The 17504-nt window shown below is 44.2% G+C and carries 15 protein-coding genes; all 15 read right to left on the bottom strand.

Going from position 1 to position 17504, the window contains the following annotated elements:
• Positions 1-233: 233 nt before the first annotated feature.
• A complete protein-coding gene (lpxC, locus tag JIG41_RS03610; RefSeq protein WP_036971181.1) occupies positions 234-1145 on the bottom strand; it encodes a UDP-3-O-acyl-N-acetylglucosamine deacetylase in 912 nt (303 codons plus the stop codon).
• 102 nt (positions 1146-1247) lie between these two features.
• On the bottom strand, positions 1248-2498 hold the full coding sequence (ftsZ, locus tag JIG41_RS03605; RefSeq protein WP_036971183.1) for a cell division protein FtsZ: 1251 nt from the start codon (positions 2496-2498) through the stop codon (positions 1248-1250).
• A 21-nt stretch (positions 2499-2519) separates the two neighbouring features.
• Positions 2520-3752, bottom strand: a complete 1233-nt coding sequence (ftsA, locus tag JIG41_RS03600) for a cell division protein FtsA (protein ID WP_036971185.1) — start codon at positions 3750-3752, stop codon at positions 2520-2522.
• Positions 3749-4528 (bottom strand): cell division protein FtsQ/DivIB, encoded by a 780-nt coding sequence (locus JIG41_RS03595; protein ID WP_065978161.1) that lies wholly within the window; start codon positions 4526-4528, stop codon positions 3749-3751. The genes ftsA and JIG41_RS03595 overlap by 4 nt, the downstream gene beginning before the upstream one ends.
• Before the next feature lies 1 nt (position 4529).
• Positions 4530-5450, bottom strand: coding sequence for a D-alanine--D-alanine ligase (locus JIG41_RS03590; protein ID WP_199524266.1), 921 nt, complete (start codon positions 5448-5450; stop codon positions 4530-4532).
• Positions 5447-6883 (bottom strand): UDP-N-acetylmuramate--L-alanine ligase, encoded by a 1437-nt coding sequence (gene murC, locus JIG41_RS03585; RefSeq protein ID WP_206770699.1) that lies wholly within the window; start codon positions 6881-6883, stop codon positions 5447-5449. The genes JIG41_RS03590 and murC overlap by 4 nt, the downstream gene beginning before the upstream one ends.
• A 14-nt stretch (positions 6884-6897) precedes the next feature.
• Complete coding sequence (gene murG, locus JIG41_RS03580; protein ID WP_036971193.1) at positions 6898-7974, bottom strand: undecaprenyldiphospho-muramoylpentapeptide beta-N-acetylglucosaminyltransferase; 1077 nt, start codon at positions 7972-7974, stop codon at positions 6898-6900.
• Positions 7971-9146, bottom strand: coding sequence for a cell division protein FtsW (gene ftsW / locus JIG41_RS03575; RefSeq protein WP_036971195.1), 1176 nt, complete (start codon positions 9144-9146; stop codon positions 7971-7973). The genes murG and ftsW overlap by 4 nt, the downstream gene beginning before the upstream one ends.
• Positions 9143-10468, bottom strand: coding sequence for a UDP-N-acetylmuramoyl-L-alanine--D-glutamate ligase (gene murD / locus JIG41_RS03570; protein ID WP_036971197.1), 1326 nt, complete (start codon positions 10466-10468; stop codon positions 9143-9145). The genes ftsW and murD overlap by 4 nt, the downstream gene beginning before the upstream one ends.
• Positions 10469-11551 (bottom strand): phospho-N-acetylmuramoyl-pentapeptide-transferase, encoded by a 1083-nt coding sequence (gene mraY, locus JIG41_RS03565; protein WP_036971198.1) that lies wholly within the window; start codon positions 11549-11551, stop codon positions 10469-10471.
• The gene (murF, locus tag JIG41_RS03560) at positions 11545-12933 is read right to left on the bottom strand and encodes a UDP-N-acetylmuramoyl-tripeptide--D-alanyl-D-alanine ligase (RefSeq protein WP_199524265.1); all 1389 of its coding nucleotides are present in this window, start codon (positions 12931-12933) and stop codon (positions 11545-11547) included. Before murF ends, mraY begins: the two co-directional genes overlap by 7 nt.
• A complete protein-coding gene (gene murE / locus JIG41_RS03555; RefSeq protein ID WP_118843975.1) occupies positions 12930-14408 on the bottom strand; it encodes a UDP-N-acetylmuramoyl-L-alanyl-D-glutamate--2,6-diaminopimelate ligase in 1479 nt (492 codons plus the stop codon). Before murE ends, murF begins: the two co-directional genes overlap by 4 nt.
• Positions 14401-16218: a penicillin-binding transpeptidase domain-containing protein gene (locus JIG41_RS03550; protein ID WP_036971205.1), complete on the bottom strand. Its 1818-nt coding sequence runs from the start codon at positions 16216-16218 to the stop codon at positions 14401-14403. The genes murE and JIG41_RS03550 overlap by 8 nt, the downstream gene beginning before the upstream one ends.
• The gene (ftsL, locus tag JIG41_RS03545) at positions 16215-16541 is read right to left on the bottom strand and encodes a cell division protein FtsL (protein ID WP_036971208.1); all 327 of its coding nucleotides are present in this window, start codon (positions 16539-16541) and stop codon (positions 16215-16217) included. The genes JIG41_RS03550 and ftsL overlap by 4 nt, the downstream gene beginning before the upstream one ends.
• Positions 16541-17476 (bottom strand): 16S rRNA (cytosine(1402)-N(4))-methyltransferase RsmH, encoded by a 936-nt coding sequence (gene rsmH / locus JIG41_RS03540; protein ID WP_036971210.1) that lies wholly within the window; start codon positions 17474-17476, stop codon positions 16541-16543. Before rsmH ends, ftsL begins: the two co-directional genes overlap by 1 nt.
• Positions 17477-17504 lie beyond the last annotated feature (28 nt).

Below are 17504 nucleotides of genomic sequence, written 5' to 3'. Positions count from 1 at the left end.
ATTTTGAGGCAATAAAACCGCGTTGATAACAAGGCAAAAATTTAGTTATTTAGTTGTTCTAAATCAGAAATTTTTAACGCAGGTAGCGACTGGTTTAATCACTCAAAATGATTAAGTATTTTTGCGGAATGGTATAAGTATTTTTGCGGATTGGTAATACAAGTTATGCTTATCGTAAAGCAAAAAAATGACGCTTTAAAGCGTCATTTTTTATAACTGTAATATGCGTGCGATTAAGCTGTTGCTACTTCTAGGCCTGGTGCTGGCATCGTCACTGGCGTATCGAATGTTGCCCATTCCCATGCTGACTCAGTCGCCATAATTTTACGAAGTAACTTATTGTTTAAATCATGGCCTGACTTATAAGCCGTGATTTTACCTAGAATGTTATGGCCCGTCATAAACATGTCACCCACACAGTCTAAGATTTTGTGTTTAACAAACTCATCACTGTAACGTAAGCCGTTTGGATTCAATACTTTAAATTCATCCAAAACAACTGCGTTATCCATGCTACCACCTAAGGCTAGGTTGTTTGCATGCATATATTCAATGTCTTTCATAAAGCCAAAAGTACGCGCACGGCTGATTTCTTCAGTGAAGCTTTGTGCCGTAATATCTAAACCAATACGTTGGCGACTTTCATTGATAGCAGGATGATCAAATGCGATCTCGAAATCGATGTGAAAACCATCGTATGGTTCGATCTCAGCCCATTTATCACCTTCTTCAATACGTACTTTTTCTTTAATACGAATAAAACGCTTAGCTGCATTTACTTCTTTAATGCCGCCTTTTTGTAACAAGTAAATGAATGGTAATGCACTACCATCCATAATAGGCACTTCTGAGCTGTCTAATTCAACAATTAGATTATCAATACCCATTGCCGCTACCGCAGCAATTAGGTGCTCAGTCGTTGATAAGCGAACACCATCTTTGTTTGTTAAACAGGTACACAATTGCGTATCACCAACGGCTTCAGGTGTTGTTTCAAAATCAACAACCGGATCAAGGTCCACACGACGAAATACTATCCCAGTATTTGCGCTCGCAGGTCGGAGAGTAATAGTGACCTTCTCACCTTTATGAAGTCCAATTCCTATGGCTTTGACTACTTCTGCAATCGTACGCTGTTTAATCATAGGTTCGCTCACTTATAGTTACAGTTAGACGGCGGATTGTATCATAAATACATCCAGCTGCCAAATTTGTTTATTTATCGAACAAATTATCAGTAAAAAGCCTTAGTCAGCTTGCTTTCTTAAGAAAGCGGGGATGTCAAAATAATCGCCACCCTCTGATTTATCAGACTTTTTATTGCTCTCAGCTGTCTTTGACGAGACAGAGCTGCTTGTTGTGCTTTGCTTTACAGGCTCTTGCTTTTCAGATGTTGCTGACATGCTCACATCATCACTGCTGCCTTGACTTGCAAAGCTTGGTACATACATGCTGCTAGTCGTTTGGTTCATTGAGCTTTGTACATCAGAGCCTGATGCTTTCTTAAAGCCATTATCAACGATGCCAAACTGTGGACGACGATCGCCCCCTAAACCTGTTGCAACAACAGTTACACGTAACTCGTCGCTCATTTCTGGGTCAATTACCGCACCAACAACCACGGTTGCATTTTCAGACGCTAATGCTTTAACGTGGTTACCCACAATTTCAAATTCTTCAATCGCAATATCCATGCCCGCAGTGATATTAACAAGAATGCCTTTAGCACCTGTTAAATCAACATCTTCAAGTAATGGACTTGAAATAGCGGCTTCTGCTGCTTCTTGTGCACGGTCTGGGCCAGATGCTGACGCTGTGCCCATCATCGCAGTTCCCATCGCTGACATTACAGTACGTACGTCGGCGAAATCCACGTTGATTAGACCTGAGCGTGTGATTAATTCTGCAATGCCTTGAACAGCACCAAATAACACGTCATTTGCTTTTGCGAAGGCATCTAATAGTGTAGTCCCTTTGCCTAAAACTTTAAGCAATTTATTGTTCGGAATTGTAATAAGAGAGTCTACAATTTCTGACAATTCATTAATGCCTTGTTCAGCCGCTGCAGCACGCTTTTTACCTTCAAAATCAAACGGACGAGTAACCACTGCAACCGTTAAGATCCCTAACTCTTTTGCAATTTTTGCAACCACAGGCGCAGCCCCCGTACCTGTACCGCCACCCATACCGGCTGCGATAAAGACCATATCAGCGCCTTCAAGGCTAGCACGGATAGTTTCAGCGTCTTCTTCTGCTGAATTACGGCCTACTTCAGGGTTTGCACCCGCACCTAAACCAGAGGTGATCTGTGTACCTAGTTGCACGGTTACATCGGCAGATGAATTACGTAATGCTTGTGCATCCGTATTTGCCGCAATAAAACGTACACCTTCAATTTGTTGTTTTACCATGTGTTCAACAGCGTTACCGCCGCCGCCGCCCACACCAATTACTTTAATGACAGCTTCTTCGCTGTGCTGTTCCATCATATCAAACATCTTTACTCTCCGACTTGAGCTTTAAAACTCACCTTGGAACCACTTCGTAATACGGTTCCACCAATTATTATCACCTTCAGCTTTCGATTTTTGTGCATTCATCGATTGCATAGTACGGCCGTATTGTAACAAACCAACCGCGGTCGCGTACGAAGGATCATCCACATAATCTGTCAAACCAACAATCCCGATTGGTTTGCCAATTCTGACTGGCATTTGGAAAATGTCTTCTGCCACTTCCATTGCCCCTGTCATTTTTGCTGTTCCGCCAGTGATGACGAGACCCGCAGCAATTTGGTCTTCTAAACCTGAGCGGCGTATTTCTTCCATAGCCAGCTCAAATAATTCTCTAAAACGCGGCTCAACAACCTCAGATAAGGTATGACGAGACATAATACGCGCAGGTCGCCCACCCACACTTGGCACTTCAATCGTGTCTTCGTTGCTCGCCATTTGGCTGCTTGCACAGGCATATTGTACTTTGAGTGACTCTGCATGTGATATAGGTGTTCTAAATATTTTTGCAATATCACCCGTTACTTGATTACCCGCAACAGGAATAACGGCTGAGTGACGAAGCGCACCATTAATATAAATGGTGATATCCATTGTACCGCCACCAATATCCAGCACCGCTACCCCTAACTCTTTTTCATCATCAGTCAGTACGGAATAACATGACGCTAATGCAGTAAAGATAAGTTGGTCCACTTCAAGACCACATCGCTCTACACATTTTTCAATATTTTTTGCCATGTCGTTTGAGCAAGTAATAATGTGGGCTCGCGCTTCCATTCTCACGCCACTCATACCCAATGGGTTTTTAATGCCTTCTTGCATATCAATGCTGTATTCTTGCGGTAATGCATGCAGCATTTTGCGCTCTGCCGAAATTGGCACTGAACGCGCAATATGAATCACATTTTCAATGTCTTCATCTGTCACCTCGGTGTTGTTAATAGCAACCACACCGCTTTCATTCTGACACTGAATATGCTTACCAGAAATACCTAAGTACACTGAACTAATGCGGCAATCGGCCATCAGTTCTGCTTCGTCAATAGCACGACGAATCGATTCAGAAACAAGGTTAAGGTCGTTTACGCCGCCTTTATCCATACCATGCGATACTTGGCTGCCTACCCCCACAATACTGAGCTTATTATCTGCGGTGATTTCACCAACGGTGGCCACTACTTTTGAGGTGCCAACGTCTAATCCAATCACTAGGTTTCTTTCTGCTGACTTAGTCATGCCTTACTCTTATTTTCTAATTGTTCTTCTTGAAGTGGCTTCCAGCTCACTGCAAGACCGGTATCGTACCGTAAATCAACAACATCAATTTGTGCATCTGCACGTTGTTCCATGCGCGGATAAACGTCAATAAAACGTTGTACACGCTTCGCTTTTTCTTTGCGGCCTAAATTCAGGCGTATGCCGTTATCAAGCCATAACTGCCACGAAAAACGCTCAGAGAGCGCTAAACTTGTCAGCTCTAAATCATTCACCCTTAGCATTGCTTGAAACTGACGAAAAGCCGTCCAAGCTTCTATTTCACTGCCTTCAGGGCCATATAGCTGCGGTAGCGTATCAGGTAATTTATCACTACTTGCTTGGAACACTTCCCCTGATTGATTCAAGAGTAAATCACTGTTCCAATGGGCTACCGCTTGGTGCTCAACCACATACACTTGTAAGGTATCTGGCCACTGTTTTCTTACCGATGCCGTTGCGACCCATGGCAGACTTTGTACCAAGCGTTGCACATGTTTGACATCCAATTCAAAAAAACTCGATAAGTCGGCTTTTTTTATCGCACTAATAATTGCTTTTTCATCAGTGTATTGAGGCTGTCCAAGCACTGATAAATGCTTAATTTGCGCATCTTTGTTTTCAACCAACCAATCAGACACCCCTGTGGTAATCTTTACTAAAGAAAAAATGACCACCAGAAAAAAGCTCACACCAAAAATCAGCGACCAATTAAGTTGCTGTTTTAACTGTTGCGCTTTCTTCAAAAAAGGATGCATATTAAAGTGTTTGCTCCAGAATGCGAACAACTAATTGTTCAAAACTTGCACCATTGGCTTTAGCCGCCATTGGCACCAACGACTTTTCGGTCATGCCTGGGACTGTATTCACTTCTAATAAGTAAAAATTCCCCTGTTCATCACGCATTGCATCAACACGCCCCCAGCCACTCGCGCCAACTAAATCAAAGGCTTTAAGAGCCATATCTTGCAATAATTCTGTTTCTTGCTGAGATAAATCTGCAGGGCAATGGTACTGAGTGGTATTTGATTGATACTTAGCCTGATAGTCGTAAAAACCATTCGGTGTTGTCATTTCAATAACAGGCTGAACATCTTGACCTAAAACAGCGACGGTAAATTCACGCCCCGTAATCCATTGCTCTACGAGTACTTGGCTGTCAAATTTAAAGGCCGCATTTAAAGCGGCATCTAACTGCTCAGCCGTATGCGCTTCAGCCATACCAATGCTTGACCCTTCGTGCGATGGCTTAACCATCACCTTACCAAATTCGTTTATGATTGCTTGGCTATCAAACTCATGGCGGCTATCAACAACGGTGTAAGGTGCTGTGCTTAAACCCATTGCTTTAAATAAATGCTTACAACGCACTTTATCCATAGCCAATGCAGAGCCCAATACATCACTGCCAGTATAAGGAAGTCCCATAAATTCAAGCGCACCTTGAATCGTACCATCTTCACCGCCTCGGCCATGAAGTGCGATAAATACTCGTTCAATATTGCGCTCTTTTAATTGCCAAAGAGGCTGTTCTTTAGGATCAAATGCGATGGCATCAACGCCAACACTCTGCAATGCGTTCAATACGGCTTGGCCCGATTTAAGCGAGACTTCTCGTTCAGCTGATGTACCGCCAAAAAGAACTGCTACTTTGCCAAATTTGTCGCTTGTCTGGCTCATACATTTACCTGCTTAAGTTGTTCAATAGACAAGTTGCTTGCTGCTAACTTTTTCACTAATTGGCCTATGTTACCAGCGCCTTGCGTTAAAACTAAATCATTATCTTGCATTACATCAGCAAGCACACCCGCAAGCTCTGCACTGCTTGCTACATGCAATGGCTCTTTGCCGCGTTGGCGTAAACTACGGCATAAACTCTTACTGTCGGCACCGACTATGGGCTCTTCACCTGCAGCATAAACATCAAGCAGTAATAACTGATCGACATCGGCAAGTACTTTAACGAAATCTTCGTATAAATCTCGAGTACGGCTATAACGATGCGGTTGGTACACCATGACTAACCGTTTATCTGGCCAGCCTTCACGTACAGCAGCAATGGTTGCGGCCACTTCTGATGGGTGATGCCCATAATCATCGACTAACATCACATTACCGCGTTCATTTTCAAATGTGCCGTAATGTTGAAAACGACGGCCTACACCTTCAAATTTTACCAGCGCTTCTAAAATTGCATTATTTGCAATATTTTGATCTTTTGCCACCGCAATCGCAGCGGTTGCATTTAATGCATTGTGCTTGCCTGGCATATTCAAGCTAACAGCTAAGCTTTCTCCGTGTTTATTCACTACATTGAATGAACAGGTATTGGCTGTCTGGCTAAAATCAACCATGCGGTAATCAGCATCGGCCGATTCACCGTAGGTGATCACTGGGCGACCAAAACGAGGAATAAGCTCTGCAGCCACCTCAGAATCTATGCAAACAACCGCTAAACCGTAAAATGGCAAGTTATGAATAAAGTCGACATAGGTGTCTTTCATTTTCTCAAAACTGCCACCATAGGTATCCATATGATCTTCTTCGATATTTGTGATCACCGACACCATCGGCTGTAAGTGTAAAAACGACGCATCACTCTCATCGGCTTCGGCAATTAAAAAATCACTTTTACCAACCTTCGCATTACTACCCGCACTGTTTAGCAGGCCGCCAATAATAAAAGTGGGATCAAGCCCTGCTTGTGCATAAATGCTCGCAATTAAACTTGTTGTCGTGGTTTTACCATGTGTTCCTGCCACGGCAATGCCATGACGAAAGCGCATTAATTCTGCAAGCATCTCTGCGCGGCGAACAATCGGAATACGCGCCGCTTTTGCTGCTTTAATTTCTGGATTTTGATCGTTAATCGCACTTGATACCACGACCACGCTGGCATCTTTGACATTATTTTCATCATGCCCGATAAACACTTCTGCGCCGACATGAATCAAGCGTTCTGTCATGGCACTGTGTGCGATATCTGAGCCGGTAATACGGTAGCCTTCAAAAGCAAGTACTTCGGCAATGCCACCCATCCCTGCGCCACCAATACCAATAAAATGGATGGTGTCAATTCGACGCATCGCAGGACGAGTGCTGTTTTCTTTCATCGTGCTTTCTTTCACTACTTATCTCTTCTATTTGCTAGCTGCTCACAGCACTTCGCAACATTGGCTGTGGCATCTAAAATGGCAAGCTGTTTTGCTTTACTTGCCATAGTTGAAATTTTTTCTGGTGCGTTTAAGTAAGGTGATAACACATTCACAACCGCATCTTTTGTAAACTCACTTTGCGGCATCAGCAAAGCAGCTTGCGCGGCGACTAAATACCCTGCATTAGCCGTTTGATGGTCATCCACTGCATGTGGAAACGGCACAAATAGAGCCATTCGACCCGCCGCAGCGATTTCACTTACTGTCAATGCACCAGCACGGCAAATTACCAAATCGGCCCATTGATAAGCGCTATCCATATCATCAATAAATTCAGTCACTTTGCTAAAATCAGCTAACCCTAACTGTTGATAGCTCGCGGTGACATTAGGTTCATTATTTTTACCCGTTTGGTGCCATATATTAAGCGTTGTTTGCGCTGAAAGCTCACTGAATACAGCCGGTAAAGTCTGATTCAATACTTGCGCCCCCAGCGAACCACCAACCACTAGCACATTAATCGGCGTTTGCGTTTGCTTAGCCGTTACCGTCGCAACACTAGCGCGCACTGGGTTACCAACGATTTCACACTGCCCTTTAGCAAAAGCCGAAGGAAAAGCAGCCAAAACCTTATTCGCACACTTTGCTAACCAGCGGTTACTCATACCTGCCACTGCATTCTGTTCATGAATAACCAGAGGGATCCCTAAGCTTTTTGCGGCAATTCCTGTTGGGCCTGTCACATAGCCGCCCATGGCGAGTACGACATCAGGCTTTTGCGCTTTTAAAATTTTACGCGCCTGCAAAATGGCATTTATCACCATAAAAGGGGCTTTAATCAAGCGCTTTATACCGTTACCGCGCACACCTTTTACGTTAATAAAGTCAATTTCAATATTGTGTTTGGGCACAACATTGGCTTCCATTCTATCGGGTGTTCCAATCCAGCTTACCTGCCAACCTTGCTGCTTTAAAAAATCTGCAACCGCAATACCAGGGAAAATATGCCCACCGGTGCCACCAGCAACTACAAGTAATTTTTTACTCATCGTTTGCCTCCGCGTGAGGTAGCTTGCTTTGTCGCCATTTTGGTTTCAAAATCAATTCGCAAAAGTACACCTGTTGCGATGGTCATAATTAATAAACTAGAACCACCGTACGAAATAAACGGCAAGGTTAAGCCTTTGGTCGGTAAGATCCCCGCACTTGCGCCGACATTTACCATGGTTTGAAAGGCAAACCAAATACCAATCGCAAAGGCAAAATAACCTTCATACTCTTTACCGCACTTCAACGCTTTTTGACCAATAAGCAAGGCTCTAAAAACAAATATTGCAAGCACCACTAAAATACTTAACACCCCAAAAAACCCTAGCTCTTCACCTATAACAGCGAAGATAAAGTCATTGTGTGCTTCGGGAAGGTACTGTAGCTTTTGCACACTATTACCTAAGCCTTGACCAAACCAGCCACCTTGACTGTATGCCATTAGCGACTGTACTAATTGGTAACCTTTTCCGAACGGGTCTTCCCAAGGTTCAAGAAAGCCTGTAACACGTGCCATACGGTAAGGTTCAGCAATAATCAGCACGACTACCGCAGCAATCCCCGTTAATATAAGACCAAAGAATTGCCATAGTTTTGCACCCGCTAGAAAGAGTAAGCCCACCGTCGTAACAAACAGAACCACTACGGTGCCTAAGTCAGGCTGCATCAATATCAATAAAGCATACACACCAAACACGGCTAACGGCTTAAAGAAGCCTTTCAGGTTTTCTTGTACTTCTGCGCGCTTACGCACTAAATAGCCAGCAATATAACTAAAAAAATACAGCTTAGCGGCTTCTGCTACCTGAAAACCAATGGGTCCTACTGGTATCCAGCGCTTTGCACCATTGACCTCACGACCAACTATCAATACCAGTACCAGTAAAGCTAAGCCCAGCAAGAGTAAATAAGGGTTACTGCGTTTCCACCAATCCATTGGGACATTGGTGGCTATCCAGAATAAGAAAAAGCCCATAATTAAGAACATGCTATGGCGAATAATGATGTGATAAGGATTATCAAATAAACGCTCAGCGGTGGGCATCGATGCACTGGTCACCATCACAAAGCCAACCCCAATCAACATCAACATACAATACATCAACGGCACATCATAAAGTTGTGCAGATTGTTTAGGTGTAAGCGCGTCACGAATATCAGCAAATGCAATCATACTGCCTCCGCCAATACGCACTGGGTAAAGTCATCCCCACGCTGCATATAGTTGTTATACATATCTATGCTGGCACAAGCGGGGGCAAGTAATACGATATCGCCCTGATCACTCAGCTGTTTTGCAAGTAGCACTGCTTCATGCATGTTGCTAGTAAGGTGGCCTTTATCTGAAAGCGCCACTAATGCTTTTGCATCTTTACCAAAACAGACCAAGGCTTTTACTTTGTCGTTCAAATACGGTTTTAGGGCATCTAAATCAGCCCCCTTCGCATCGCCACCGGCAATAACAACTAATTGCTTTGCTTGATCAGCCAGGCTTTCAATTGCGGCGATAGTCGCGCCAACATTCGTTGCTTTTGAGTCATTAAAATACTTTACACCACTAATTTCAGCGACAAACTGACACCGGTGCGCAAGTCCAGTAAAGGCACTAAATGCTTGCTGATAGTGCTCGGCTGTGATTTCAAATGGGCTTAATAACGCCATCACTGCCAATGCATTTTGTTGATTATGCGAGCCCACAACATTTAAGCTGCTTACAGGTAACAGAGGCTTACCTTGTGCTGCAAAATATTGTTCACCCTGTTGATCAACTAACGAATAATCGGCATTACGAAGTGCAAAGCTTAACTGCGGCTGCTTTGCAGTGTGTGTTGCCGCATCAATGGCATTCACAACACAAAGCGCTGCGCCATTATAGATACGTTGCTTCGAGTCGATATAAGCTTGATAGCTTGGGTAGCGATCTAAATGATCTTCACTGACATTGAGTACACACGCACTGTGTGCTTTTAAGCTCTGGGTGGTATCAAGCTGAAAACTGGATAACTCAAGCACAAAAACATCGTAGTCATGCGCTAATAAATCAAGTACAGCCGTGCCTATATTGCCGCCAAGGCCCACTTTATAACCCGCAGCTTTGAGTACCTCAAATGCCAGCGTCACCACAGTTGATTTTCCGTTTGACCCCGTCACTGCCACAATAGGCTTATCTGTTAAGCGCGCGAAGAGCTCAACATCGCCAATCACTTCTACCCCCGCAGCCATTGCTTTTGCGACTGCTGGCGTTGTTAAACTAAGCCCAGGGCTGATAATAATGATGTCGGTATTGCTAAGCGCTGCATTATCTAAATCACCAAAGTGGGTAACCAGCTCACTCGCATGCTCAGCTAGCCAATCAGCACCTGGCGGCTGCTCTCGGCTATCCACAACCTTTGGCTGAATATTCTGAGACAATAAAAAACGCACAATGCCCAGACCGGTTACACCGAGTCCGAGCACTGTTATGTGTTTATTTTTAATCTCGTTAATTACTGTCATTTACCTGATCTTCAATGTCGCAAGGCCCGCAAGCACGAGCACAATCGAAATAATCCAAAAGCGCACAATCACACGTGGCTCTGGCCATCCCTTTAACTCATAATGGTGATGAATAGGCGCCATTCTAAAAATGCGCTGCCCACGTAACTTATATGAACCGACTTGTAAAATTACCGATAAAGCTTCCATCACAAACACACCGCCCATAATAATGAGCACTAATTCTTGGCGAACTAATACCGCAATAATGCCCAGTGCGCCGCCTAGCGCAAGCGAGCCCACATCGCCCATAAATACTTGTGCTGGGTATGTGTTAAACCATAAGAAACCAAGCCCTGCACCCACAATCGCGGTGCACACCACAACCAGTTCGCTTGCCAGCGGTAAATGAGGAATATGTAAGTAGCTAGAGAAATTCACGTTACCCGTTAAATAAGCAATAATGGCCAGAGCCGACGCGACTAAAATAGTCGGAACAATTGCTAAACCGTCAAGCCCATCCGTTAGGTTTACCGCGTTAGATGTGCCGACAATAACAAAGTAGGTCATGACGATATAAAACAAGCCAAGTTGTGGCAGTACATCTTTAAAAAACGGCACTACTAACGATGTTTCAGTGCCTTGCTGCGCAGTAAAATAAAGTGCGCTTGCCACAACTAAGGCGATCACTGACTGCCAAAAGTACTTCCACTTAGCGATGAGACCTTTGGGGTCTTTACGAATTACTTTACGGTAGTCATCAATAAAGCCCACTACGCCTAATGATCCCACAACAAATAACGTTGCCCACACATATTTATTTGATAAATCAGCCCACAACAGCGTACTGGTAAAAATCGCACCAAGAATCAAAATTCCGCCCATAGTAGGCGTGCCTTTTTTAGACAGATGAGATTCCGGACCATCATGGCGAACCACTTGACCAATCTGCATTTTTTGTAAACCGCGAATAAGCTTAGGGCCATAATAAAGTGAAATAAGTAAGGCGGTTAAAATACCTAAAATCGCTCGCAGCGTCAGGTATGAAAACACATTAAAGCCGCTGTAATACTGTGTTAAATACTCTGCCAACCACACTAACATGACGTTACCCCATTGTTGCCATCTTGCTGGCTGTTAACTAAATCTGCTACCACAAGTTCCATACGAGAACTTCGCGATCCTTTCACTACAATGGTGGTCTTTTGCTGAGATTCAGCGAGCACACTTTGTAATTGTTGTAATAATTGCTCACGGCTTGAGAAATGACGATTTGGCTTTTCAAAAACATCACTGGCCGACTTACTCAATACGCCAAGGCTGTAAAGTTCATCAATGCCCTTTTGCTGAGCATACTCACCCACTTGTTGGTGATAAAAACGTGCTTCTTCACCAAGTTCGCCCATATCACCCAAGGCGAAAATACGGCGTCCGGGCATATCGCTCAATAAATCAATGGCTGCTTTAACTGACTGCACATTTGCGTTGTAAGTATCATCAATTACCGTTAGCTTATCTGATACTTTTAGTACGTTAACGCGTCCCTTTACTTCGCCCATGGATGCAAGCGCAGTTGCAATACTGTCTAAACTCACACCTAATTCAGTGGTTAACGCGGTAGCGATAAGCGCATTAGCAATATTGTGCTTACCAGGCAAAGCAAGCGTTACAGGGACTTTGTGCTCTGTTGTACACAGCATAAATGAAGCGCGCGCTTGTTCATCAAGCACTACATCTTCAGCCCAATAATCTAACTGTTGTGTAGTAGAAAAACGCTTTACTGTTCGGTGAGTCAGTTTATCTAACCAATAATCAGCAAAGTCGCTATCACAATTAACAATGGCAACCCCATCCGGTTTTAAGCCATCGTAAATTTCACCCTTCGCTGTCGCTACACCTTGTAACGAGCCAAAACCTTCTAAGTGCGACGCGGCAACATTACACACAACAGCCACATCTGGTTTTGTCATGGCAACAGTGTAAGCAATCTCACCAATATGATTAGCACCCAATTCAATCACGGCATATTCATGCTGAGGCTCAAGGCACAACAATGTTAGCGGCACACCAATATCGTTATTAAAGTTGCCTTTAGTCGAGAGCACTTCACCGTGGCCTGACAGAATTGCTGCACACATTTCTTTTACGGTCGTTTTACCAACACTGCCTGTTATTGCGATGGTTTTTGGTGAGACTTCTGCCATCACCGCCGCCCCAATATGACCCAGCGCAATACGAGTATCTGTGACAACAAACTGCACAATATCAACGTTAACAGGGCGCGCAACAATGGCTGCAATCGCCCCTTTTTCTTTTGCTTGCGCTACAAATTTATGGCCATCAAAGTTAGGCCCTTGTAATGCTAAAAATACTTCACCCTCGCACAGTGTGCGTGTGTCGGTATTTATATTTTTCACTTTGTGATTACCACCGTGGTAATCGGTTGCTAGAACCTGTGCTAGCCAATCAAAATCCATCGGGATCATAACTGCGCCCCTTGCGATTTTTCTTTTAGTTGTTGTTGTACATATTGGCGGTCGCAGAAGTCGATACGCTGATCGCCAATAATTTGATAGTCTTCATGGCCTTTGCCTGCAATAAGAATCACATCATCGGCATTTGCTTGCTCTATTGCATAACTAATTGCACGAGCACGGTCTGCTTCGCAATGCGCGCGCTCTGGGTGCTCAAGCCCTGCGACCACGTCAGCAATAATTGCATTTGGGTCTTCACTGCGTGGGTTATCGCTGGTGACGATAATACGATCAGCATTACCTTCAGCCGCTTTTGCCATCATTGGACGCTTGCCTTTATCGCGGTCACCGCCACAGCCAAACACACAGCTCACGCCCCCGGGGACATGCTTTTGTAAAGCCTGCAATGCCAGTGCAAGTGCATCTGGTGTATGTGCATAGTCAACAATACAAGTTGGTTGACCCGGTGCGCTAAACGCTTGCATGCGCCCAGCAACCGGTTGCAATGATTTACATGCGTCTACTAACTGTGAAAGCGGGTAACCCATACCTAATAGCGTGGCCATTGCTGCTGCTAGGTTATAGAGGTTAAATTCACCAAATAATGCAGATTGCACCTCAGCGTGACCCCAGCTTGTTTCGAACGTTGCCGAAATACCGGTGTTGCTATAAACGACATCGCTAAAATAGACATAGCGTGCGCCTTTCGGTGCTAAATTTTTATGGCCATAACAAATTAGGTTATTGAAGTCGTACTTTTCTAACCACTGTTCGACTTGTGCATCGTCTTGATTAAGCACAACAGTTTCTGGATTATGATCACGCAGCAACATCAATTTGGCATCGCCATACGCATCCATTGTGCCATGATAATCTAAGTGATCACGCGACAAATTGGTAAAAACGGCGGCTTTAAACTGACAATGATCAACGCGCTGTTGCACCAGACCATGCGATGAAACTTCCATTGCAACCACATTCATGTGTTGATCACGTAGTTCAGATAAAATACGTTGTAAATCAACACTTGATGGAGTGGTATTGGCTAAGGGTGTTAGCTGTTCAGGGTGACCATAACCCAGCGTACCAATAACCGCTGCAGATTTATGGCATTGCTGCGCTAAATGCGCGATCATTGCCGTCGTTGTTGATTTGCCATTGGTGCCTGTTACGCCCACTAAATCTAACTCAGCAGAGGGCTGTTGGTAGAATGCAGCAGCGAGTGCTGGCAGCTTTTTAGCTAAATCAGACACTAAGTAAAGTGGTTCGAAATGACTTTCAAACTCACATAAGCGATCAGCAATCACAGCAACCGCACCACTTTCAATGGCTTTCTTTATAAACTGGCCGCCATCAAGCTGATGGCCTTTAATTGCCACAAATACATCACCGGGATGAACATCGCGACTATCTAGACGCAGTTGATTGACTAATAAAGAATTAGCCTCCACGTCAATATGATTAAGAATGGGTTTTAAATCACGCATCGTTATCTTTGCCTTCCACGTACGCAACCGCATCTTTGTCCGGTGCGACGTTTAAAATTCTTAAGGCATTGGAGACAATCTCTGCAAATGCAGGACCTGCCGTCGCTCCGCCATAATAAACATCTCCACCCGGTTCATTTATCATTACCACAACAGCTAAACGAGGATTGCTGGCTGGCGCTATACCTGCAAAATAACCGACATATTCGTCACCATAACCACCCACAGCGGCCTTTTTAGAGGTCCCTGTTTTACCCGCTGCACGGTAGCCATCTACGTGAACTTTTTGTGCCGTACCGCCTTTTTCAAATACACTTTCCATCATGTGAACAACGGCTTCAACATCCTTTTGTTGAAAAACACGCTCGCCTTCAGGAATTGAATCTTGCTTCAGCACAGTCAAAGGACGCATAACGCCACCCGACCCTAACATGGCATAAAAACGCGCCATTTGTGCCGTGCTTACCGCTAAGTTATAACCAAACGATAAAGCGGCAATTTCGTGATCAGACCAACGACGGTGTGGATAAAATAAGCCACTACTTTCACCGACCATTCCGGTGCCGCTGTCACTGCCAAAGCCAACTTTTTCATAAAGGCCCACAAAATAGTCTTTCGGTACGGTTTGGCTGACCTTCGTCACACCCATATTACTTGAGTACTTTAAGATTTCTCTTAAGCTCATTTCGCCGTGATTACGCGTGTCTTGTACTAAGCTCCCGCCAACGCGCATCCAGCCTGGGTAAGTATCAATAATTTCATCCGGTTGGATTGAGCCGTAGTCTAAACCAGCCAAAATGGCTAGTGGCTTAACAGTCGAACCCGGTTCAAACAAATCGGTAATGGCACGGTTACGGCGTTTGTGTGGTGCTGCGTCTGATAAATTATTCGGGTTGAATGAAGGGCTATTAACCATTGCCAGTACTTCACCGGTTTTTACATCTACGACCATAGCCGAGCCCGATGTTGCTTTGTAAGATAATACGGCTGACTTCACCGCTTTATAAGCAATGGCTTGAATACGTTGATCAATACTTAAATGGATATTCTCTGGTTCTACACGCTCACGCTCATCAAGTACTTCAACTTCGCGGCCTTGGGCATCTTTACGAATAGTACGCTGGCCTTCAACACCGGTTAGTTGTTGTTCGTATAGTTTTTCGATTCCTTCGATTCCATGACCGTCGATATTCGTAAAACCAATCACGTGCGCTGTCACTTCGCCAGCAGGATAATAACGTTTTGATTCGTCGAGTAAATGAATACCAGGCAAACGTAAATCACCAATATAATTAGCAACCGCAGGCGTTACCTGACGCTTTAAATATACAAATCGGCGTTTCGGATTATCGCGCAGGCGCGCATTGATTTTAGTTGGCTCAATACGCAGTACATCCGCCAGCTCACGCCAACGAATATCATTGCTGTAATAAGCGGCAATGCGTCTATTTAATTCTGCGGTGTTCTCTGCCAGTGCATTTTGATCTTCACCATTTTTACGCGCTTGGCGAAGCACTTTGCTGACCAACGATTTATGCAAGGCTTTGGGGTCTGCATACACACTAACCACAGGCACACTTACCGCCAGCTCTTTGCCATTGCGATCAAAGATCATACCGCGTTGTACATGTTGCTTTTCAACACGTACTGTGCGTTTATCACTTTCTGAACGCGCTTTGTCTGGTTCAATTACTTGCAAAAATGCGGCACGCGCTACCAGCGTCATAAAGACTAAAAATACAACCGAGCACACCAGCATAAAGCGCCATGTGATCAAGGTATTAGTTGGCTTTTTCCTTCTGCTTATCATTGCAGTATTACCACCTTTTCGTCTTGGCTGGTTGGCCGTTTCATTTCTAATTGCATGGTTGCAACTTCTTCGATACGTGCATGCTGTGAATAAAACTCTTCTTCTACCAACAAGTAGCGCCATTCAAGGTCTAGTTCATCACGCTCTTGCAATAACTTATCTTGTTCTATTAACTGTTGACGAGCTAAGTGAGTTACCTGCACGACACTCAAGCTCGATGCGAGAATCACAACCAACAAGGCCAAGGTCAGCTTATTAGCTCCTAGGCCTTTGAAAATCTCTAAAAATAAATTTGGTTGGCGATGTGTCGCTTTTGCTTTCATTACAACCTCTGTGCAACCCTTAGCACCGAGCTGCGCGAACGAGGATTTAATTCAATTTCTTCCTTGCTCGGCTTAATGGCTTTACCCACTGCTTTTAACGTCAGGTTTTTATTTATTTGTGCATCTGTTAAAGGCAGACCTCTGGGTATCGCCTCTCCCTTACTCTGTTTCTTAATAAACTGCTTAACAATACGATCTTCGAGTGAGTGGAACGAAATAACCACCAGCCGTCCACCCGGCTTTAATACTTCAACAGCAGCTTGAAGCGCCGTTTGAATTTCTTCGAGCTCACTGTTGATATAAATTCGAATCGCCTGAAAGGTGCGTGTTGCAGGGTGCTTATGTTTATCTTTTACTGGCACGGCTTGATCAACTAAATCAGCCAATTGTTTGGTACTCGTAATCGGTGTGTGCTCGCGAGTTTCAATAATTTTATGAGCAATACGACGACCAAATTTTTCTTCACCAAAGGTTTTGATCACATGGGTAATGTCTTCAAGTTCCGCTTCGGCTAACCACTGTGCAGCACTGCGACCGCTGGTTGGGTCCATGCGCATATCAAGCGGGCCATCTTTCATGAAACTAAAACCGCGTTCTGCATCGTCTAGTTGAGGTGATGACACACCAATGTCTAATAAAATGCCATCGACTTTACCAATTAAGTCATTGTCTTCCGCCACCGTTTTTAAATTAGAAAAACGGGTATGGGCAATTGAAAAACGGGCATCATCAGCAAATTTTTCGGCAGCTTTAATAGCTTGCGGATCTTGGTCGATTGCTTGTAAGCGACCGTGATCATTTAGACGCGCTAAAATTTGTCCTGAGTGTCCACCGCGACCAAATGTGCCATCCATGTAAATACCTTCGGGCTTTATGTCCAAAGCATTTATGGTTTCTTCCATCAGTACAGAGACATGTTCAAATTGCGCTGTCATTAGCTATTTTTTGCCTTTTTTATTTGTG

The organism is Pseudoalteromonas sp. bablab_jr011, assembly GCF_016464045.1.
Taxonomy (GTDB): domain Bacteria; phylum Pseudomonadota; class Gammaproteobacteria; order Enterobacterales; family Alteromonadaceae; genus Pseudoalteromonas; species Pseudoalteromonas lipolytica.
The sequence above is the reverse complement of the archived record's forward strand: the minus strand, read 5'-3'. Positions and strand labels throughout refer to the sequence as shown.